This window comes from Thermopirellula anaerolimosa, from assembly GCF_054657335.1.
In genome coordinates this window covers 457,427-479,109 of the sequence record NZ_BAAHYX010000006.1, presented here as the reverse complement: position 1 = coordinate 479,109, position 21,683 = coordinate 457,427, and the positions used below count along the sequence as shown (strand labels likewise).

The following is a 21,683-nucleotide window of genomic DNA, read 5'->3' as shown; positions in this document are numbered from 1 at the left end:
ATCACGGTTCCCGAGCGTCAGGAACGTTTCTCCAAAACCACGCTGAGCATACGGAGTCCCAACTGATGAAACACTCACGACGAACGCGAGGTCGTTTAGTACTGAGTTTCGTTGCGGTATTCTTGGCGGTCGGCGTCTGCGTCTCGCACGCCGCGGAGAGCGGGCGTTGCCTCCCCGAGGGTAATCCTCGCGAAGTCGGCATGGATCCGGCTACCCTCGCCAAAATTCCGTCCGCGATGGAGCGGTTCGTTGAAGCAAAGGAGATTAGCGGCGCCGTAACGATGGTGGTGAGTAAGGGCCGCATCGTCCACCATGAAGCCGTCGGCCTGGCGGACATCGAGCAACAAATCCCCATGGCCAAGGATACGCTGTTCGGAATCGCGTCCATGACCAAGCCCATCTCCGCCACCGCCCTGATGATTCTGGTCGATCAGGGCAAAGTCGCATTGGACGACCCGGTCGTAAAGTATCTGCCGGAGTTCGCTGATCTCAAAATTGGAGGGAAGCTACCCGAGCACCAGGTCACGGTGCGGCACTTGCTTTCTCACACCTCCGGATTCAGCGGCAGTCAGCGGACCGAGGAAACCTTGGAGAAAACGGTGGCGGCCATCGTCGCCGGCGGATTGAGTTCCGAGCCTGGCACACGCTGGGCTTACAGTCCTGGCATGACGGTCTGCGGGCGCATTGTGGAAGTCGTCAGCGGTCGCCCCTTCGATCGGTTCCTTCAGGAAAACATCTTCACGCCGTTACAAATGAATGACACGACATTCCAGCCGACTCCCGAGCAACGGAAGCGCACGGCCAAGGTATACCGGAAATCCGACGGCGGAGATGCCCTCCAGCCATTTGCCTCGTGGATTGTGGATGATGCGGGAATCCGGGCGCCGAATCCCTCAGCGGGACTATTCTCGACGGCGAACGATCTGGCGAGATTCTATCAAATGATCTTGAGCGGCGGCGAGCTTTGCGGGACAAGGATTCTCTCGTCCAAGGCTGTTGCCGAAATGCTGCGAATTCAGACCGGAGAATTCACCGTCGGCTTCACTCCCGGAAACGCATGGGGCCTGGGTTGGTGCATCGTCCGCGAACCCCAGGGCGTCACGCAAATGCTGTCGCCCGGTACTTTCGGTCACGGCGGCGCCTTTGGTACTCAAGGGTGGATCGATCCGCAGCGCGAAATGATCTTCATCCTTTTGATCCAGCGGGCGGGACTTCCCAACGCCGACGAGTCGGACGTGCGAAAGACGTTTCAAGAGATCGCCGTACAAGCGATCCTGGAATAGACGGCACGGCCGATAAGGGGCGGCCTAAACTCGGCCGGAGGGAATGACTCCCCGGCCTTCCCGAAGGCGATTTGCTGCTACGCCAGATCGCGCTCCTCGAAAAGCAGCAGCGCCAGCAGCAAAGCCATACCGATATAGATGCCGCTGTATAAGAGACTCAGGCCGAGGTACTCCGGCGGTACCGGTTGCCCGGTGGCAATCGGGGTTTCGATGCTGAAGTAATCCAAACCCGGCAGGATGACGGCCAACAGTTTGGCCGCGAATGCCACGAATTCCAGTCGGTCGGCGGTTTGTTGCACGACAGTGGGCAAAAGGTGCCCCAACGCGTAAACGGTCGCGCAAATCACCAAGTTCGGCAAGAGAGGCAGACGCGTCGAGATTGCGGTCGCCACGGAGGCCAGGATCATGGTCTCCAGGAAGGCCAGCAGCAACCCCGGCGTCGTTTGCAACATTTCATTTTGGCATTCTTGGACGGTCGGATCCGGTCTCGACGTCTCGCGGGAATCGTAACTCACCTTGAAGGAAACGCTGCACAGAAATACCGAGCCGAGCAAAAGAAACATCAGGATCACCGGCAGCATGACGCCGAGAAACTTGCCGACAACCATCTGCCATCGTGCAATCGGCTTGGAGAGCAGAGTCAACGCGGTTCGTCCCTCAATCTCTTCGGCGATGGAGACACTGGCCGTCCAAACCGCCAAGATCACGGCCAGAACCTTGATGAGAGTAAGCCCGTCGGCCTTGACGAGTTTGATATCCTCGCCGAAGGTATTGAACGGAAGAACGGGAAACAACAGCAGGGCGACGATTCCGAACGCCAAAAGTACGTAGAAAAGCGGTTGGGACGTGGATTCCTTTGAGGTAGTCCGAGCGATTGCGGTGATGCGTGGGGCCACGAGGCTCAGGGCTTGCAAGCCCAGGGCGATCAGCGCCAAAGCGGCGGGTAACCCCAAAGCAACGATCCAAAGCGGCTTCATCCAGACCGGAAGCATGGCGATCAGGGTGTCCAATCGCCCCAACCAACTCGCCAGAATCGGTTGCCAAAATTCCGAAGCGATCTGCGACGCGTTCATAAAAGCCAAAGCTCCGAACCTGATGCCTTTCTGACGGCGCTGTCTGTTTCGCCAACAAGATTATCGCGGCGACCTCGCCAGTCATTGAAGATATCCGAATCGCGAGACGTTCGCCCCGCCGACTGGGCCAATACGATATCCCCTCTATTTTGGTTCAAACGGGCGGAAACGCCAATCGAATAGGCACCCCCACCACCCGATACGGGCATTTTTCGGTTAGCCACGAATGGTAAACCCGGAAAAATTTCCCGCCGCCGGGCCGTGCGTCTCCTGAGTCGCCGAGATGTAAAGTTCCAATCGCTCCCCAAGCATGCGGGTGAAGTGGTCCAATTCGTCGGACCGGCCTTCCGCGACCAGATGAACGCGACCATCCGGCAGGTTTTCCACAAAGCCCGTCACATTGAACCTTGACGCAATTTGCAGCGTCGTGTAACGGAATCCTACCCCCTGTACCCTCCCCGAGTAGTAGATTTCCCGTCTTTCCATCCGACCGTTCCCTTTCCACTCGCCCGCTCCATCAGTTTTCACGTGCCCGTTCCCACATCGCTGATCCCCCTGCTTGGATGGGCGTCCAAGTTATGCCACCTTGGGGGTGGGCGGCAACATCGACGGGGAATCGTCATGGCGTTCATCATCGCCCTTGCGGCACTCGCCAAAAATTCGGTACTTTTCCTCCATCATGAGCACCATTCTCGATCCATACCAGATGTTGCGCGCCCTGCGGAAGGTCCAAGCTTCCCTGTCTCCGCCCGCCTCTACCAGCCTCCGAGTTCCCCGGGGCGCAGTGTGCGCGACTCTTGTCGTTCTTGCCTCACTGTGTGCGTACCGGGATGATGGCCGCGCCGAGCAGCGCGTCTCCCTTACTGAGTCGCCCTCGACCGCCGAACAAGCGGTTCTCCTGCGAAACGGCGCCGTCATCGTAGGTAGCTTGCTGGACGATGGCGACAATGTCCGCATCGCGGTCCGCTACGGCGAAATCCTCGTCCCAAGGCGGGAGATCTTGGAAGTAGCTGGTACCACTTTGGAGTTATACCTGAGACAACGCGACCGCTTACCGCCGGGCGAGGCGGATGCCCACCTGGAACTGGCCGTTTGGTGCATGGAACACGGCCTCACGGAGCAGGCGCGGCAAGAATTGCAGATCGTTCGATCTCTACGGCCCGACCACCCCATGATCGGCTTAGCGGAACGACGGATTGAATTGTCCCGTGCGACCGTTGCCGACCTCCCTCGTCAATCGCAAAGACCGGAATCGTCGCCTCCGCAAGGGATCGATCCGTTTTCCGCTTCCGTCAATAATTCGCTACCCCTGCCTTCGTGGTTGGCCCAAGCAAGCGGAGTAGATTCACCCAAGATGCCGTCGCCGACACCCTCCCGCGGAGAAATCGGCGACGATCGGCCTTCTCTATCGATCAGAATTACCGATGCTCCCAGCGCGACCGCCCCTCCGGTTCGGCGAAGCGATCCGTCGGTCCTTCTTCGCGGTCTGCCGGCAAACGCCGGACCCGATTTTGTCAGAGTCATCCAGCCGATTTTAAGCAATCAATGTGCCACGGCGGGCTGCCATGGCGTGAACTCTCCCGAAGATCGCCGCTTGATTCGGATCCCATTCGGTCGGCCTGCCACGCGATCGGAAACCGCTCACAATCTCGAAGTCGTGTTCCGTTGGATCAATTTCGAAGACCCCGGCGCAAGTCCGCTGCTGGCTGTGCCAACCCGACCCCACGGCGGCACCAGTGCGCCGATTTTCTCCGGCACCTCCGCGCGACAGTATCGTGAACTGGTGGACTGGGTATTCGCCGTGACGCGAAAAGACGGCGACGAGAAACAACCGACCGGCCCAAGTGACGCCCAGGCGGACATGCCGGGCGGCATCCCTCCCGAATTGCTGCAGGCGGTGTCTCCGGCGGTCGCGATGGAATCATCGGCCGGCACATCGGACGGTGTGGTGACCGCCTCGGCAATCTCGGAACCGGGCTTGGTTCAGTCAGCCATTGCATGGGAGGCCCAGGGCCGAGCGGTTCAGTTGCCTTTGGCGGATGAAAATGGAAGATTCTTCCCTGAATCGTTTAGCAAGAGCGCGGAAAGCGAACACTCCATAACCCTGGAAAGCGGCAAACTCATCCCCGTTCCTTCCAGCAATCAGGACAGCTTCGCCCCCAACAACGGCGGGATGCCTGCCCGCCTGCAACCCGGTCATGCGATCGAGCAGGCTGGATTGGCTTCCCCGAATTCCCCGAAACCGGCACGCATCGAGGCATTTCCACCAAGTGCCGCGAACCCGTCTGAGTATCGTCCGACCTCGCGTAGTGCTCCGACGGAATCGGCCACACCGGCGGCAACCGAACAAGCGAAGCCCCAAGTTCTGCCCTTTGGTGACCACCTGCCCGCGCAGAGCAACGTCATTTACCGATAGCGGTCGATCCGTCGTCACACGGTGACCGGCAGGCATGGCTTCGGTATTGGGCAAGACAATCCGCAAATCAACCGCCATTTGAGCGGCTGCGAGCGGCGCGGACGTTTGCCTTCAACGGGCATCTCGTTCTAGGCAAGATCTATCTCGCCGTTCTTCCATGCGGACAGGAACTGGCGGTTGCTCTCCAGCAGGTCCCGGCGGTGCTCCAATTCGGTCGCCGTAAGCCAAAAGTACTCGCCGACCTCGGCTGGGTTGGGCACGATACGCTGTTCGGGATCGAGTTCCACCAACCACCAGGCGAGATCAACACCCCAGGGAGTCACTCGCCGCCACAGTCGGCGACGAGGCACGGCGCCGACGCCCAATTCCTCCAATAGTTCCCGCACAAGGGCTTGTTCTTCGGTCTCACCGGGTTCGATGCCGCCGCCCGGGAAGCACAGCTTTCCCGGCGCTGCGACTTGCGCCGCGCGGCGGATGATGAGGAACCGCGGACCGCGTCGAATCACGGCCACGACGCCTCTGCGACTCGTGCCGCGATGATCCTGATCGGGCGTAGACATGACCAAAAACGCGATCCCCTCGCTGAGTTTCGCTTTGCCTCGGCGGGCGCTTTCCCAACCTTGGTTCACGCGGCCCAACGCTCCGGCACAGCGAAGCGCAGGCTCGCGCCGTATCCAGACGTTTGCCCGTCACCATCTCCCGGTTTTTCCGTTTCCTACTCGACGGTGAAGGCGGCTGCCACCTACTCGTCGCACCGCTCCCGCGGAATCTATAATAACCTTCTCTCGCCACGAAGAATCGAGGAAGCCATGCCCGAAGTCCCGAATAAGGACACGAACGAGACCGGCAAGTCCGGGGAATCCTACCCGGGTGTACGGCAATTCACGGTGTTTCTGGATGACGGCCCCTCCCGTTTGGCGGATTTATTGCGGCGTTTTGAAGCTCGCAATTGCCGCCTCGTGAGCTTTTCTTTGCAACGCGAGTTGGGATATACCATCGCCCGATTCATTCTGCATCCGTCTTCCACCGGCAGAGAGGTCCTCGAGCGGTCAGGTTTACCGATCGTGGAAAACCGTCTGTTGGCCGTGCGGCTCGGCCCCGGCCCGCAGCCCTTGTTGCAGATTTGCTTGCCGTTGACCCGGGACAAGGTGGAGGTGCATGCCGGACAGGTCATCGCCACGACGGGCAAGAGCGATTCCATCGCGATTGTCACCGTGAATGACGTGGTTGCCGCCTGCGAAATCCTCCGCGAACGAGGATTCCACCTATTAACGGAGCACGATCTTTTCGGTCCTGAAGAGGAATCCGACAACTGACTTTCGGCGTGGGCGGCTTGGGTGCGTCGCCCCCGCCCTCCCGCCGAGCCTCCGCTGATTCATGCGGGATGTCCCGGCGGCGGTTCCGCCATCCCTTTGACGTGCACCAACCTCACGGCCGACCAAGGAACCACCACAAGTCCCTTGCCGTAGGGCGACTCCTCCGCCCGCACCACGAGCAGCTTTTCCCCACTCCACGCTGAAAAATTCTGCTCGACCAACAGAGATCGCCCGCCCTCCAACTCGACCCTCAGCTCCGCCCCGGACGGTTTCGCCTCCCAAATGTTCCGAAAGACGTCGGCCAGTGAAATACCGCCGTTTTCCGCGACGCCCGCACCCTTCGCCCGAGATCCGGAAGCCCGTTGGGAGTCCCCCGTCAACCGTCCGCCCGATAGGTCCAGATGCAAACCGCTGTCGATTGTGACCGCGGAATCACCCAAGCCCTGTCCCACCGCAAGCGAATTCCGTTTGGCTTCGATCGCCGAGTCGGCCGCAACGGACACCTGAGTGGCCGCCGTCTGTTCGATTTCCGACAACTCCTCATAGCTGGGGATACGAAAAGTGCTACCGCACTCCGGACACTTCCCCGGTTTCCCCTGCAAATCAGCCGGCCCAAACAGGCGATGGCCGTTGGGACACAAAAACTCGATTTTTCCTTCTTTTCCCGCCGACGGGTTTGCCGAGGATTCCTCCGCCTTTTCCGCGGCGGCAATCTCCTCTAAGGTAGGAATCAGAAACTTAATCCCGCAGCGCGGGCACTTGGCGGGCTTGCCGGCCCGATCTTCGGAACAGCGGATGCGGTGCCCGTTGGGACAAAGAAATTCGATGCTCATGGGATTAGAACCTCGCAGTTGCGGCCATGTGCCGCCCTCTGCCGGAGAAGTGAACGGTCCCTGCCTCCCTTTCAGTGTACGTTCGGCATCCAAGTCCGCAAATACTACCGAGTTATCGTTTTTCGCACCTTCGGCCTTAGAAGGCGGTTCAGGACTTTGATATGGTTCATCACATTCAGGCCCCGTTGCGCAAGCCAATTTTGCGTAGTATTTGGCTTCTACCTATCGCGGTAGTCTTTTCGGCCCCGTCACCGCTCTCGGGAAACGAACCCGTTCGCCTGATGGAGCGACTGGATCGCGGCGTCGTCGCCGTCGTTCGCCCCGACGGAACGATTGCGATTTCCTGGCGGTTGCTAGGCACGGATTCGCCGACGACGCAATTTCACGTTTACCGGACCACGGGTGACGACACCATGATCCGATTGACCGAACACGCGCTTGATCATGCCACGTTCTTCATCGACGCGGCCCCGCCGAGCGAGCCTGGCCGATACGTCGTCGAGGCGTGGACCGACGGGAAAGCGAGCGAACAGTCGCGTCCCGTTGCCCCGCTCGCAAAGCCTTATCTGGAGATACCCCTGCAAACCCTGCCCGGGCACTTTCCCAACGATGCGTCCGTGGGCGATCTCGACGGCGACGGAACCTACGAGATCATCCTCAAGCAAGAGATGCGACCGAAGGACAATTCACAGCGAGGTCCCACCGGCAGGACGAAGCTGGAGGCTTACACCCTGACCGGTCGGTTCCTGTGGCGGATCGATCTGGGGCCAAACATCCGCGAAGGCGCCCACTATACCCCGTTTATCGTGTACGACCTGGACGGCGATGGCTGCGCCGAAGTGGTTTGCCGCACCTCCGATGGTACGATCGACGGCACCGGCCAGGTCCTCGGCGATCCCGGCGCAGACCACCGAGACGCCCAGGGCCTGATCTTGGCCGGCCCGGAATTCTTGACCGTGTTCTCGGGCAAAACGGGAAAAGCCTTGGCGAGCGAGCCTTACGTCCCGCCTCGCGGCGATGTCCGAGACTGGGGCGACGACTACGGCAACCGCTCCGACCGATTCTTGGCTTGCGTGGCGTATCTGGATGGCTGCCGACCCAGCGTGGTGATGGCCCGAGGCTACTACACGCGCACGGTCTCGGCTGCTTGGGACTGGAAAGCGTCGCGACTCACCCTCCGCTGGGTATTCGATAGCGATGCCCCCGACTCGCCGCGTCCGGAGTATCGCGGTCAGGGCAATCACAATTTGGCCGTCGCGGACGTCGACGGCGACGGGCGCGACGAGATTATCTACGGAGCGTGCGCCATCGATGACACGGGCAAACCGCTGTACAGCACCGGCCTAGGTCACGGCGACGCCATTCACGTGGCGGACATTGATCCCGATCGACCCGGTTTGGAGGTCTTCGCCATCCACGAACGCCCGCAGCACCCGTACGCCTGTAACCTGCGCGACGCGGCGACCGGCGAGGTGCTGTGGGGCTTAGCGTCTCGCGACGTCGGTCGAGGCTTGGCCCTAGACATCGATCCGAGATACCGCGGCCTGGAATGCTGGGCCTTCGGCGCCGGGTTGAAAGGCCTGTACGATTGCCACGGGCGACGGATTGCCGAGCGAAGCCCGCCCTCGTGCAACATGGGCGCGTGGTGGGACGGCGATCTCCTACGTGAACTGCTGGACCACACCAAGATCGAAAAATGGGTACCGCAGCGCGAGAGTTGCCACTTGTTGCTCGATGCGGCCGATTTTGGCTGTGTTTCCATCAACGGAACCAAGGGGAACCCCAGCCTGGTTGCGGACATCCTGGGAGACTGGCGAGAGGAAGTACTCTGGCCGTCGAGAGATGGGAAACGCCTGCTGCTGTTCATCTCCCCCCACGCTACAACGCATCGTTTCGTCACACTGATGCAGAATCCCGTTTATCGTGTGGCGGTTGCACACCAGAATGTCGGTTACAATCAACCGCCGCATCCCGGCTTCTTCCTGGGCGAGGGCATGGCTTCGCCTCCCCGGATCGGAGCAACGGGTGGTTCATCCCCGCTCAATCCTTGACCGGCGACGCGATTCGTAAGGCACAAACGCGGACGCTTGCGGTCGGAAAAGAACCGGAGTACATTGGGCCGCATTGCCGCGTTCGCGACCTGTTGCAGACGAAGTTCGCACCGTCCCGCCGGGCATGATATTTCGGGGTTTCGCAGAACACGATTCACGGCAATATCGCAATCCAACTTCCTTTCGGTTTTTGCATAAGGCGAGAAAGGTTTTGCACCCATGGTTGGTTTCGGAAGAAACCGCGTTCGCGCTATGGTCCGAGCCATGACGACGGCGATGATTCTGCTGGGGTTGACCCAATCCACCCAAGCCTTCGCCGAAACGGGCGGGCCGCCGACCGCACCGCAGCACGTCACCATGTCCGCCCTGGACCTTTGGATCGTAGGCGGCTATCTGTTTGGAATTGTGCTGCTGGGTTGCTTGGCGGGCCTGCGACGCCGCGAATCGAAAGGTAGCGATTATTTTCTCGCCAGTAAGTCCCTGGTCTGGCCCATGATCGGGATGGCGCTATTCGCCACGAACATTTCCACGATTCACTTGGTAAGCTTTGCCCAGAACGGTTACACGTCAGGGCTGACCTACGGCAATTTCGAGTGGATGGCCGCGTTCACCCTGGTGATCCTCTCCCTGTTTTTCGCGCCCTTCTATTTGCGCGCCAATGTGGCGACGCTGCCCGACTTTTTGGAACGGCGATTCAACCGCCCGTGCCGCGACTATCTGGCCGTGCTGTCGATTTTCTCCGCCGTGGTCGTCCATATCGGGTTTTCCCTACTGACGGGCGCCATCGTATTGGAGGGCACCGTCCTGGCGGCCTTCGTAGACTCCCCGGAACAATACCGATTCTGGACGGTCTTGGCCATGGCCGGCGCCACCGCGATCTACACGATCGTCGGCGGTTTGCTGGCGGTGGTGGTGACGGAAACGATCCAGACCGTGGTGCTGTTGGTCGGCGCCGCCTGCATCACCTGGATCGGGTTTCACATGATAGGCGGGTGGAACGCGTTGGTGGAGAGCGTTCACCCCGTGAATCTCACGATCCTCCGCTCCTCGGCGGACCCCACCGGGATCACCTGGTACGCGGTCTTTCTGGGTTATCCTGTGTTGGGAATCTGGTACTGGTGCACCGACCAAACCATCGTGCAGCGCGTGCTGGGAGCCAAAGACGAAAACCACGCCCGAATCGGCCCGCTCTTCGCGGGATTTCTGAAGATACTGCCGGTCTTTTTGTTCGTTCTTCCCGGCGTCATTTGCCTCGGCTTGGTGAACACGGGCAAACTGCCTCCCCTGCCGGAACTGCCGGATGGGTCGCCGAATACCGAGCAGACTTACACCCACATGATCAAAACGATGCTCAATCCGGGCTTCCGAGGGATCGTCATCGCCGCCCTCTTGGCCGCCCTCATGAGCACGGTATCCGGTGCGCTCAACTCCATCGCGACGCTTTTCAGCTACGACATTTACAAGCGTTGGACGCCGGACGTCTCGGAACGGAACCTGGTTTGGGTCGGACGTTTCGCCACCTTCGTGGCCATGTGCGTGGCAATCGCATGGACGATGGCCTTGGGGCAACGAGACACCACCATTTTCCAAGCCATGGTCGATGTCTTTCCCGTCGTCGCGCCGCCGACCGCCGTGACCTTCGTTTGGGGCGTGTTCTGGCGGGGAACCTCCGCGCGTGCGGCATTCATCACGCTGGTAGGCGGTTCGCTGGTCGGTTTGGTGGTCTTTCTGCTAACCCTGTCCAAGGTCTTGACGATCAATAGCCTCTTCATGGCCTTTATTCTTTTTGCGGCGGAATCCGTGGCGATCGTGCTGCTGTCGTTCATTTTCCCGCATCGCCATACCCCGGAGAGTGAATCTCTGGTCTGGAGGACGCCGTGGGAAGCCCTCCGCGCGGAAGGAGCCTGGCGAGGGCTGATGGACTTTCGCGTCTTCGCGCTGGTTTTGGTCGTGGTGATGGTGGCGCTATACTGGGCCTTTTCGGGCGGCGAACCGTATTATCCCGTTCAGGCCCAACTCCTGCTCGACGGCCGGCCGCTCGTGGGAAGCAAAGTGGAACTGCAAACCGAGAATCCGCTCCTCGACGACACGCTTTTCATCGGCCTCGACGGCAAATTGACGTACGGGACCGCGCAGAGAGCGGGCGGCGCTCCGGCGGGAACCGTCCTTCGAATGCACCTAACGCCGGCACGGGATTATATCGTAGAGCTTCAAACCCAAGCGAACCAAAACGGCGAGGTCCATACCGCAGAGAAGATAGTCGCCTGGATTCCCCACGGCCAAGAGGTCTCGGAAACCACTGAAACGATTGCCGAGAACGCTGCGGCAAGCAACGGGCTTCATGGCCGCGTCCGCATCTTTCGGTGGCGCGTAGGAGAGGTCGAGAAGCAATGGATCTCGCCCGCCGATGCCAAAGTGGAAATCCGCCGAGCAACGGAAATTCCCGAGAACCTCCGTACTCCCGAGGCGGTCTTGATCGCTCAACCGAACGGTGGATTGCAGGTGCTCGAATTGCGATCCTCCGAAAAGGTCGCCAAGATTAATTAGCGTTTTCGGCACGACGTTGCCACTTCGGCGGGCCCTGTCGGGCGTTAAACTGCTCATCGGGGGGCGCACGACACGAAACGACCGGAGAGATGCTCCGGTCATGAAATGGAGCGAAGGAGTCCTGACGATGAAGAGACGCGAATTCCTTACCTCGACGGCGGCAGGCTTGCTTGTGGGCACGGCACCGGGCTATGCCGTCGGCCTGACGCGCCGCAAGCCCCGGAGGCTCGGATTGATCGGAAGCGGTTGGTACGGCAAGAGCGTCCTTTTGCGGTTTCTGCAAGTGGAACCGTGTGAAGTGGTGGCATTGGCGGACGTGGACAAGCAAATGCTGGCGGAGGCTGCCGAGATTGTGGCAGGACGCCAACCTTCCGGCAAGAAGCCCGCGACGTACGGCGACTTCCGCGAAATGCTGGCCGACAACGAATTCGATGTCGTCCTGGTTTCTACGCCCGATCATTGGCACGCCCTGGCGGCGATTGCCGCCATGAAGGCCGGCGCCGACGTCTTTTGCGAGAAACCGATCAGCACCGACGTCATCGAAGGAGCGGCAATGTTGGCCGCCGCCCGCAAGTATGGGCGCGTCGTCCAAATCAACTTGGAGCGTCGCAGCACACCGCACCTCATCGACGCCCGCGACCGCATCATTCGCGAGGGCAAACTCGGAAAGGTCGGCTTGGTGGAAGTCTACTGCTACTACCATATGCGAACCTCCGGAAACCCGCCGGACGAGAATCCGCCGGATTACCTGGATTGGGACTTTTGGACGGGTCCCGCCCCGCTGCGTCCCTACAATCCGCTGTTTCACCCCCGTCGTTGGCGTTCCTTCAAGGAATATGGCAACGGAATCCTAGGTGATATGTGCGTCCACATGTTGGACATGGTGCGGTGGATGCTGGAATTGGGCTGGCCGCAGCGGATCGCATCGAGCGGTGGAATCTACGTTGACAAGGAGAGCAAGGCCAACGTTCCCGACACGCAGCTTGCCTCCTTCGATTTCGGTGATGTGACCGTGGTTTGGCAACATCGAACTTGGGGGAGTACGCCGGATCGCGATTATCCTTGGGGGGCCACGTTCTATGGCGACAAAGGCACCCTCAAGGCAAGCGTCATGCGTTACGATTTCATTCCGCAACGCGGGGATGTCGTGCATCAGGATGTCGTTTACGAGCTGGACGAGTATCCGGAAGACAAGACCGAGAAGGATCTGGAACGGCATGTTGCGCCCGCCCTGCGGCGGCACGTTCGCAACTTTTTGGATTGTGTGGATTCTCGCGAGCAACCGGTAGCCGACATCGAACAAGGATTCATCTCGTCGTCCTCGTGCATCCTCGCCAATCTGGCACTGGAATTGGGGCGATCCCTGACCTGGGACTCCGACCGCCTTCAAGTCCCAGGGGACGAAGAGGCCAACCGACGCTTGGCCCGCCCCTACCGCGAGCCTTGGCAACACCCTACCCCGGAAGCGATTTGATCCCGCACATCGCAGAATAAGTTTATCGACTGCGGCGCCTTGGAACCCGAGATAGTCGGGTCACGAGATCGGCGCGCCGCACGCAGCGACGTCTGGTTTTCCAAAATGGAGATGGCACCATGCAGCGGCACTACGTACGCCCGGCTGGAAATGCCCGATCGGCTCGCCGACGTGAGGCACTTCCGTCCCGACTCCTTGCATTGTATTTGGCGCCGTTCTTTTTGGCGGTTCTTTTCGGACGGCAGGACCGATCGACCGATGCACGCGAGTCGACGGCGACGATCATTCATGTCTCCGTGGACGGAAACGATGCTTGGGCCGGTCGATCGGAGCGTCCCAACCCGGATGCCGGAGACGGACCGGTGGCGACCATCGGTCGTGCCGTTGCATTGGCGGCGGCATTACCCGCGAACACGCCCCGCGTGGAAATCGTCATTCAACCGGGCGAGTATGCGTTGGACGGCACGGTAGCCCTTTCCGGCAAAAACAAGCCCCTTCCTCCGCTCGTCATTCGGTCCGCCGTGCCGGGCAAGGTTCGCCTCAGCGGCGGTCGGCGACTGACTGCGTGGCAACCGATCACCGATCCCAAAGTGAAAGCAAGACTGCCCCAAGAGGTGCGCGATCGCGTGCGCCAAACTTCTCTCAAGGACTTGGGGATCACCGATTTCGGTTCGCCCGGCGGCGGTGGATTGGAACTATTCTTCGACGACCGCCCCATGACGCTTGCGCGTTGGCCCAACGAAGGTTTCACGCACATCGCCGATATCCTCGGGGAACAACCGATGAAGATTCACGGTATTCCCGGCGACAAGGTCGGAAAGTTCGTTTTCGAGGGCGATCGTCCCTCGCGATGGACGGAAGAAAAAGATCCTTGGGTCCACGGTTACTGGTTTTGGGACTGGTCCGACCAGCGCCACTCCGTGGCGTCGATCGATCCCGAAAAGCGAATTATCGAGGTTCGGCCCCCGTATCACACCTACGGTTACCGCAAGGGGCAGTGGTTCTACGGTTTCAATTTACTGTGTGAACTCGATCGTCCCGGCGAGTGGTATTTGGATCGCGAGTCGGGAGTCCTCTACTTTCTACCGCCGATGGAAGAGACCGCGGACGTGGACGCCGTTCTGAAATCCGGACGCCCCACCGTTTCCATATTGCAGACGCTTTTCGAAGTTGACAATGTCGAAGACCTCACGCTCTCGGGCCTGATTTTGGAGCATGCCAGGGGTACCATGATCGCCATCCGCGACAGTCGCCGGGTCACCGTCGAAAACTGCCTATTGCAAAACGGCGGAGGCTGGGGCGTGCAAGTCCGCGGCGGTGAACAGTGCGCCGTGCGGCGGTCTCGACTCTATCTTTTGGGAGAGGGCGGCGTCAGCCTGGACGGCGGCGACCGGCCTACCCTGACTCCTTCGGAACACGAAGTCACCGACTGCGAGATTTCCGATTACGGTCGCATCTACCCCATGTATCGAGCGGGCGTTTCCATCGGCGGCGTAGGACAACGCGTCCTCCACAACCACATTCACCATGCTCCTCATCAGGCGGTCGGATTCTCGGGCAACGACCACCTAATCGCCTTCAACGAAATCGACCACGTTTGCCTCGAATCCAACGACGCCGGTGCCGTCTATTCCGGGCGAGACTGGACCATGCGCGGCACGCGGATCGAGAAGAACTATTTCCACGACATCCAAGGTTTCCAAAATCGCGGATGCATGGGCGTGTATCTGGACGACATGTTTTGCGGGACGGTGATCGCCGACAACATCTTCGTTCGCGTCACTCGCGCCGCATTCATCGGCGGAGGTCGCGACAACCTCGTCGAAAATAACCTGTTCATCGATTGCAAACCGGCGGTTCACGTGGATGCCCGGGCCATGGGTTGGGCGTCGTATCACGTCGATACGACGATGACGGAGCGACTCCGCGCCATGCCCTATCAGAACACCCTCTGGGCCGGTCGCTATCCCGACTTGCCTCCCATTTTGGAGCAAGAACCGGCCGCGCCGCGCGGCAATGTCATTCGTCACAACCTTTGCTTGGGCGGCACTTGGGAATCGGTAGAGGCCAAGGCCCGCCCCTATATTAACGTCGAGGAAAACCTCGTCTTAGGCACCGCCGACGACAGCGGCCTGCTCGACCCGAACGGCCAATTACGATGGAACCCGCAAGCACCCGTCTTCGCGAAGTTGCCGGGCTTTCGCATCCCGCCGTTTGAGCAGATAGGCCCCCGCGAAAAACCCGCTCCGACCGATGCGGAGCCTGCCGCCGCGGAAAAATCCGGGCGTCCCAGCGATCCGACCCGCTGGGAATCCGATATCCGAAAGTTCGAAGAGCAAGACCGGCTACAATCGCCGCCCAAGGACCCCGTGCTCTTCGTGGGCAGTTCCAGTATTCGGCTATGGGACACGGCGAAATCTTTTCCGGAATGGCCCACGCTCAATCGCGGCTTTGGAGGCTCTCAAATCCACGAGGTGACGCATTTCGCCGATCGTATCGTCCTACCATATCGGCCGCGACTCATCGTCTTCTATGCGGGCGACAATGATCTCGCCTCCGGGGTTGATCCTGACACGGTTCTGGAACGATTCCAGACCTTTGTCAAGAAGCTTCGTGACGCAGAGTTGCGTGCCCCCATCATCTTCGTCGGCATCAAACCGAGCGTCGCACGATGGCGTTTGATCGACAAGATCCGTGAGGCCAATCGAAAGATTCAGGAATGGGCGGAGAACCACCCCGAACAAGACGTTCATTTCTTAAGCGTCGAAAAGCCCATGCTCGATGATCAGGGTTTTCCGCGCGGCGACCTCTTGCGAGAAGACGGCCTCCACCTCAATCAGCGAGGCTATGAGATTTGGAACGACCTGCTGCGCAAAAAGGTCGCTGAAATCGTCGGCGCCGCGAAGTAGCGATTCACACACCGGTCATTGGCTCGCGGCCTCGCACTGCCGCTTGAGTTGCAAAAAGAGTTCCCGGGTCTCGCTCCCGCCCAAGTCGGGATAGAGGGTCTCCACGACGGCGATCAATTCGGCGGCCTGTCGACGGCGATTGAGTCGTGCCAAACACCACGCCGTCAGGTACTTCGCGCGAAACCAACGCGCGGACCCCTCCGGGCTTCGCCGCGTCAATTCGAGGAGTCGGTTCAACGCCGCTTCGAGCGAAGCCGTATCCGCTTTTTGCACTAAGAGGAGAACCATCGCCTCTTGAATATCACCGCGGTCGGGCAATCGCTCGGCCAACTCGCCGTAGGCTTGCAAAGCGGCATCCAACCGGCGCGCGAGGGTCAACCATCTCGCCCGACTCTCCCCAAAAGCCTGCCGCTCCGCCGATGTCCACGACGACCGCCGTGAAGCTTCCAGGCCGTCCGTCAACCCCACGAGAAACTCGGCCAGTCTGCGTTTCGCCGCTTCGTCCGTAATCGCTTGAAGCACGCAATCGCCGCTTTGCATCACCCGTCGCAAAGTGTCCGCGTCCCAACTTCCCGGACTCAGCGGCGGCACCGTACGGTCGCCCGACAGGATACGAGCGACGGCGGCCAGGAAAAGGATCTCGGCGTACTCCTGTTGAGGCAACTGTGCCGATTCCGCCTCTTGGATTGCCGTAGCAAGCCCTGCTGCGGCCTGCTGCGCGGGCAGATGATGCTCGAGTCGCATCTGAGCCGAAAGCCGAATCGCTTCGCGTACGGCGGGATCGCGGATCGCCGTGTCGCCCGAGTCGGCCTGCCGCACCTGTTGAACCCAAGCGTCCAGTCGTGCGGCAACTTCCGCAACTTCGGCGGCAGGATCTTTCCCTGCGGCAACGATGGACTGAAAATACTCGCTTTCGCAGCGGGCGAAACCGTCCATCGCCGACCATCGCCGAGTTCGATCCGCCTCCTCTTGAGGGTCCGTCGGCCCTGGCAATGAAAGCACAAGCTGCCAATACTCCTCCGCCGCTTCCCGCCGCTTTCCCATCAATTCGAGCGATTGCGCCAAGCGTAAACGCAATTCTCCGGCCTTGGGATGGCCGGGGTGTCGGCTCAAGAAGGTACGAATGCGCGAGAGGAAAGTGTCGAGGTATTGCGCGGGGTCGGACTGAACGAGGACTGCAAGGTGATGAATCGCCATCAAATCCGCCTCCGCCGCCTGCGGTTGGTCGCCAAAGCGGTCAGCCAACTCGGCAAATCGACGAAAGGCCTCCCGGTGATCCCCCCGATCGCTTGCTATCGCGGCGGCGGTCAGGCCGTAGCGGAAGGCGTCGACTGCGCCTCCACGGCGTGCCGCCGCCGCTTGCGCCCGGTCATAGCCGGCCAAAGCTTCCTCGATCCGACCGGCGCGGAAAGCGTTCTCTGCCGCTACGGCGCTCATGGCGTCATCGTCCCCCAGCGTTGATCCGCCGCGCCCCGCGAGGAATAACTCGGCCCGCCGTACCCAATAAGGATCGCCCCCCTGGCGAAGGGCGTCCAATATCTCCACGATCTTGAGATTCCAAGGTTCCGTCGGTCGTTCTTCCTTTTCCGCGCTATTCCGCAGCGTCCAATAGGCTTCCATCAGGGCGAAATCGTACGCGGAAAGCGTCTCTCCCCGGTACTCACGCCCCAGCGAAAGGATGCGTTCGACGGTCGCTGCGTCTCCCGAATCCAGAGCTAAGCGAAGAGATTCGGCACGCACCCGCAGCAATGCTCGAGGTGAAAGCGAGGTCTCGTCGATCGCCGCCAGAGCAGCCCGCGCCAAGTCCCACTGTCGCAACAGGCGACAGGCCCGAGCCAGAGCCAGTCGGGAGTCAAGAGCCAAAGGGTGATCCGGCGGAAGTTGCGCGAGAATCTGCAACCGCCGTTGCGACTCGGCCAACGCCGCGGCGCGATCCGGGCCATCCTCCGGATAGGTCAGCGCCAGTTCCATTTCAGCCGCCGCCAAGTGGAATTGGACGGTCTTCTCGAATCCCAGCCATTCGCTTTCGCTCCACACACCCTCGGACGTGGTGGGCACTGACGCAGCGGCAACTGCTTGCAGCTTTTCCGCAGTGACCTTCTCGAGTTCTCGCAAGTCGCGGATCGCCTCGCGCAGGGGTGCCCGCACCGATTCGATCTCGCCGCTCTGATTACCGCCGGTGGAAGCCCCCTGCCTTCCGAACAACTCCTGTTCCTCTCGCAAGAGTCGCCCTTGAGAAATCCGCAATAAGGCGAATTGCAAAGTCGCCCAATTGGCGTCATCACCGACCGACTCCGAAAACGAGAATTCCCTGGTCGTTCGTGCGGCCAATTCCCATAGCTCATCTCTCCGCGGAGGAGGCAGGGACTCGGCGTGGTCCCTGAGGCAGATGAGGTATTGAACGAACAAGAGTGCTCGCCCGCGGCCCGAGAGGTCCTTTTCGGCCAAACGAAGGCGACAGTATTCCTCGGCGGTTTGGAAGAGAAACCGCTCTCGCAAGGCCTCGACAAATCGGCGATCGACCTCGCTTTCATCGGCAACGGCGACGCTCTGCCCGAACGCCTTTCCGGACGTGAGACCGAATAGGCCGAGGAGCAAGGTAACCCAAAAGATGACCAGAACCTTTTTCACGGTTCCACCGGTGCGGCGAATTGAATCCGACGGAAACCCTCCGCACGACAGACGTCGTAGAGGCGAATCACATCTTCCATGGCAACCTCTCCCGCCGGATCGAGAATGACGGGCAGATCGCGCCGAATGCTTCCCAACTCCCGCAGCTTGCGACTGACATCGTCGAGCGATCCGTAGCGCTGCTGATTGAGCATGAAAATCGTCGTCCCATTTTCGCGCAACATCCGGATCACTATGGTCGTCAAGTGCTCCAACTCAGGAGGCAGGGCGGCGGCTTCTCCCAAACTGCCGGGCAGATTCAAAGGGCTGGGGAGCCTCAGTTCCAGCGGCTGAAAAGAAGTCGTACACAGGAAAAAGATGATGAGCTGAAAGACGACGTCGATCATCGGCGTCATCGGCAGATCAAGGGGCGCCGTTCCGCTATGGATCGCAAGTCGAAGACGGACCATGAGATCGCCTAGTTGACTCGTTGCCGTCGCGGTTCACAACAACAAACGCGCGGATTGCGTCGGGAAATGATCGGCAACGATTCAGTCATTCTCCACCACACTGAACGACACATTCCAAATACCGGCTCTGGCGCACGAGACCAAAACGGGGGCCACCGCAGCATAAGGCGCCCGGCGATCGGTTCGGATTCGTACCTCCAAATCGCCCCCCCGCGCGGCTTCCGCCTCGAACACCCTTCGCAAGCCCGTCTCATCGACAACCCGGCCACCCACCAGTACTTGGGAAGTCGGCGTGATATTGATCAAGATGCGGCGTGTTTCGGATTCCTTTGCCTTTTCACCCGTCGCGGCGGTAGGCAACCGCAGATCCACCGGCGACTCTTGCTGCGCCAGATGGCCGGCCAAAATGAAAAACAATATGAGCTGGAACGTGACGTCGATCATCGGCGTCATGTTCATGCGCACGGAGGGTCGGCCGACCACGGATGGCGCCCGCATCAGCGACCTCCTTCCGGGACCGGCGCGGCCGGCGGCTTGACGGATGATCGCCGTCGTTTCAGAGGCAGCAGAGTACGCTGCGCCAAGCTTGCGGCCTCCGCCGTCACTTCGTCCGTGCGATTGCGAAAGTAGGCGTAAAGGGCCAGGGCGGGAATCGCCACGATCAAGCCTTCAACCGTGGTGACGAGTGCCAGATAGATCGCCTCGGCCAAATCCGCCGCGCGCGCCGCCCCCTGAGTTTCCGCCACCGTGCGAAAGGCTAGGATCATGCCAACCACCGTGCCCAGCAGCCCCAGCATGGGGGCCAGATTCCCGATGACCGACAGATATTCCACCTTCCGCAGCAACCGGGCCGACTGTTCGGCCAACGCATCCTCGACGGCTTTTTCCACCTCGCTCCAGCCTGCCTCCAACTCGGCCATGCCCGCCAACAAGACATGCGACAAAAGGCAAGGTTGTTGCCGACACAGTTCGAGGGCTTGCTTTCCGTCGCGCGCAGCCAAGGCGCTGCGGACCTGCGTCGCGAGCGACTCGGGAATGAGTATCGATTTCCGCAGCGTCAGGGCTTGTTCGACGGCCAAAGCCACGGTGGCCAAGGACAACAGTATGATCAAGAATCCAACCGTCCCGCCCGCCTTTAGAATCCCCCACAAACTGAGTTTCGACTCCGAGTTCGGAGAAGACGACTCCGCGACGCCCCGGTCGGTTGGCGGTGCGGCGACGGTCTCCGGAACATTCAATCCAGGTGACGCAATGGAATCCGGCTTAGCGGTCGGCGCCTGGGCAACAGGCGGCGGACCGGAGGGAGCGGAGGAACCGCTGTTCTCGGCGGCGGTCCCCGGTGGAGGCAGCGGCAAGATCGGCGCCGATTCGAGGCTTCCCGCAATAAAAGCCCCAACGCGCGCAGCGACCGGGTAATCGACGCTCCCAGCGGCGACCGCGGAGGGCGAAGTCAGGCAAGAACCCGACCAACTCCCGATGACAACTAGAGCCAGCAACACCGAGGAAAAAATTCGACTCATCGCTTTGACGGTATTCATGTCACCTCTGGTTCCGTGCCGCAGACCCCAGGTTCTCTCTTTCATCGTATCGCTACGGTTGTCGCGTCCAGGAGGATTCGGGAAACCGTTGTTTCAGTTCTTGTCTTAGGCTCTCAACCCTGGCAGCATCGTCCTTCCAATCGGTCTTTGCCAGGGCGTTAGCGCCTTCCCACAAAGACCTGGCAATCAGAGGCCGAGGGTCTGTGCACAACAGCCCCACCTTTAGGTAAGAGATCGCAGCGCGGTCGGATCGGTAGCGGTGCGCCCACGCCGATGCAATCACATAATACGGCCCAGCGCGGTAGGCTAAAGGCAGTTTTTCGGCGATCGTTTCCCATCGCTCGATATCCTCGGGCGACGCGGTCAGAGCCTGTGTCCGCCACAACTGAGCTCCGGCCATCAAGGCGATCCGCGAATCTCCGTCTCGCCCAAGGCTCAGGTTCCGCAATCGGGCGGTCGCCTCGCCTCCTCCCGGTCCCAACAGAAGATAGCTCGCGCCGAGCAGTTGAACCGCCGGTCGAGTGTCGCGTATCCAACCCGCGGCGGCCTTTTCGGTCGCTGCCGATTGTTGGTCGGGTGACCACGCCAGCGGGATGCAATCCATGTACGGCGTCCGCGGATCCTCTGTGATAAGTTTCAAAAAAACGTCGCACGCGGCCAAGTCGTTGCCCGCCGCTTGCAAACAACGCACCATCTCCGCAGCGATTTCCCGCCGTGCCCACGACCGAGTCTCCGCGTCCATCGAGTCGCGCAGCAAGGCCATCGCCTTCTCGATTCTGCCGGCGTCCTTTTCTTTTCGTGCCTCGAGGAAACTCGGCCGTCTATTCGTCTCCACTGCGAGGACTTGCTCCACCGGGATGGTACGGTCCGTCCCCACTCGCGGACGAAATAGCAAACCGTCCCCCGTGTATTCGATGACTTGTCCGGTCAATTTCACCTTTTCGCCGTTGCTCCCACGAATCACGACGACGTCTTGCGCAGGTTCGACGCGACCGGGTGAACCCTCTTCGGAAAGCCCCTCCGAAGGGAAACAACAAGGGCAAAGCAACGGGAGAAGGAGCAACAACCAACCGCATCGGCCTCGAATGGCGTCGAGCGGAGTTGGGGAGATTCCGGGCGATAGCTTGAGAGACTGCGTTAGCATGGACGCACGACGTTCGTCT

General features: G+C 60.5%; 16 protein-coding genes. 7 read left to right on the top strand and 9 right to left on the bottom strand.

Annotated elements, in window-relative coordinates:
* The first annotated feature begins 65 nt into the window (after nt 1-65).
* Nucleotides 66-1,283: a serine hydrolase domain-containing protein gene (locus ACYQ6J_RS07965; protein ID WP_460183651.1), complete on the top strand. Its 1,218-nt coding sequence runs from the start codon at nt 66-68 to the stop codon at nt 1,281-1,283.
* Nucleotides 1,284-1,360: 77 nt separating this feature from the next.
* On the opposite strand, the gene ACYQ6J_RS07960 is transcribed toward ACYQ6J_RS07965, so the two are convergent.
* Nucleotides 1,361-2,356 carry an ABC transporter permease gene (locus tag ACYQ6J_RS07960; RefSeq protein WP_460183650.1) on the bottom strand — a complete coding sequence of 332 codons (996 nt, stop codon included), beginning with the start codon at nt 2,354-2,356 and terminating at the stop codon, nt 1,361-1,363.
* A gap of 216 nt (nt 2,357-2,572) precedes the next feature.
* Nucleotides 2,573-2,884 (bottom strand): acylphosphatase, encoded by a 312-nt coding sequence (locus tag ACYQ6J_RS07955; protein ID WP_460183649.1) that lies wholly within the window; start codon nt 2,882-2,884, stop codon nt 2,573-2,575.
* A 151-nt stretch (nt 2,885-3,035) separates the two neighbouring features.
* Here ACYQ6J_RS07955 and ACYQ6J_RS07950 point away from each other — a divergent pair, with 151 nt between their 5' ends.
* The gene (locus ACYQ6J_RS07950) at nt 3,036-4,772 is read left to right on the top strand and encodes a hypothetical protein (RefSeq protein WP_460183648.1); all 1,737 of its coding nucleotides are present in this window, start codon (nt 3,036-3,038) and stop codon (nt 4,770-4,772) included.
* Between the two features lie 128 nt (nt 4,773-4,900).
* On the opposite strand, the gene ACYQ6J_RS07945 is transcribed toward ACYQ6J_RS07950, so the two are convergent.
* The gene (locus tag ACYQ6J_RS07945; RefSeq protein WP_460183647.1) at nt 4,901-5,401 is read right to left on the bottom strand and encodes an NUDIX domain-containing protein; all 501 of its coding nucleotides are present in this window, start codon (nt 5,399-5,401) and stop codon (nt 4,901-4,903) included.
* Between the two features lie 180 nt (nt 5,402-5,581).
* Between ACYQ6J_RS07945 and ACYQ6J_RS07940 the strand changes: the two genes are divergently transcribed.
* Nucleotides 5,582-6,088, top strand: a complete 507-nt coding sequence (locus tag ACYQ6J_RS07940) for an acetolactate synthase (RefSeq protein WP_460183646.1) — start codon at nt 5,582-5,584, stop codon at nt 6,086-6,088.
* A 59-nt stretch (nt 6,089-6,147) separates the two neighbouring features.
* On the opposite strand, the gene ACYQ6J_RS07935 is transcribed toward ACYQ6J_RS07940, so the two are convergent.
* Nucleotides 6,148-6,921, bottom strand: coding sequence for a hypothetical protein (locus ACYQ6J_RS07935; protein WP_460183645.1), 774 nt, complete (start codon nt 6,919-6,921; stop codon nt 6,148-6,150).
* 161 nt (nt 6,922-7,082) lie between these two features.
* On the opposite strand from ACYQ6J_RS07935, the gene ACYQ6J_RS07930 reads away from it, so the two are divergent.
* The 4 genes from ACYQ6J_RS07930 to ACYQ6J_RS07915 all read left to right on the top strand — a co-directional run bounded on the left by ACYQ6J_RS07930 (nt 7,083) and on the right by ACYQ6J_RS07915 (nt 15,902).
* The gene (locus tag ACYQ6J_RS07930) at nt 7,083-8,972 is read left to right on the top strand and encodes a rhamnogalacturonan lyase (RefSeq protein ID WP_460183644.1); all 1,890 of its coding nucleotides are present in this window, start codon (nt 7,083-7,085) and stop codon (nt 8,970-8,972) included.
* A gap of 252 nt (nt 8,973-9,224) precedes the next feature.
* Nucleotides 9,225-11,519 (top strand): SLC5 family protein, encoded by a 2,295-nt coding sequence (locus ACYQ6J_RS07925; protein ID WP_460183643.1) that lies wholly within the window; start codon nt 9,225-9,227, stop codon nt 11,517-11,519.
* A gap of 127 nt (nt 11,520-11,646) precedes the next feature.
* Nucleotides 11,647-12,993: a Gfo/Idh/MocA family protein gene (locus ACYQ6J_RS07920; protein ID WP_460183642.1), complete on the top strand. Its 1,347-nt coding sequence runs from the start codon at nt 11,647-11,649 to the stop codon at nt 12,991-12,993.
* Nucleotides 12,994-13,112: 119 nt separating this feature from the next.
* Nucleotides 13,113-15,902 carry a GDSL-type esterase/lipase family protein gene (locus ACYQ6J_RS07915; protein ID WP_460183641.1) on the top strand — a complete coding sequence of 930 codons (2,790 nt, stop codon included), beginning with the start codon at nt 13,113-13,115 and terminating at the stop codon, nt 15,900-15,902.
* 15 nt (nt 15,903-15,917) lie between these two features.
* Here the strand turns inward: ACYQ6J_RS07915 and ACYQ6J_RS07910 are convergent, their stop codons facing one another.
* The 5 genes from ACYQ6J_RS07910 to ACYQ6J_RS07890 form a co-directional block, all read right to left on the bottom strand.
* A complete protein-coding gene (locus tag ACYQ6J_RS07910) occupies nt 15,918-18,533 on the bottom strand; it encodes a hypothetical protein (protein ID WP_460183640.1) in 2,616 nt (871 codons plus the stop codon).
* Nucleotides 18,530-18,982: an ExbD/TolR family protein gene (locus ACYQ6J_RS07905; protein ID WP_460183639.1), complete on the bottom strand. Its 453-nt coding sequence runs from the start codon at nt 18,980-18,982 to the stop codon at nt 18,530-18,532. The genes ACYQ6J_RS07910 and ACYQ6J_RS07905 overlap by 4 nt, the downstream gene beginning before the upstream one ends.
* An 81-nt stretch (nt 18,983-19,063) precedes the next feature.
* The gene (locus tag ACYQ6J_RS07900; RefSeq protein ID WP_460183638.1) at nt 19,064-19,480 is read right to left on the bottom strand and encodes an ExbD/TolR family protein; all 417 of its coding nucleotides are present in this window, start codon (nt 19,478-19,480) and stop codon (nt 19,064-19,066) included.
* Entirely contained in the window at nt 19,480-20,520 is a 1,041-nt protein-coding gene (locus ACYQ6J_RS07895; RefSeq protein WP_460183637.1) for a MotA/TolQ/ExbB proton channel family protein, read from the bottom strand. The genes ACYQ6J_RS07900 and ACYQ6J_RS07895 overlap by 1 nt, the downstream gene beginning before the upstream one ends.
* A 52-nt stretch (nt 20,521-20,572) precedes the next feature.
* Entirely contained in the window at nt 20,573-21,664 is a 1,092-nt protein-coding gene (locus ACYQ6J_RS07890) for a hypothetical protein (RefSeq protein ID WP_460183636.1), read from the bottom strand.
* Nucleotides 21,665-21,683 lie beyond the last annotated feature (19 nt).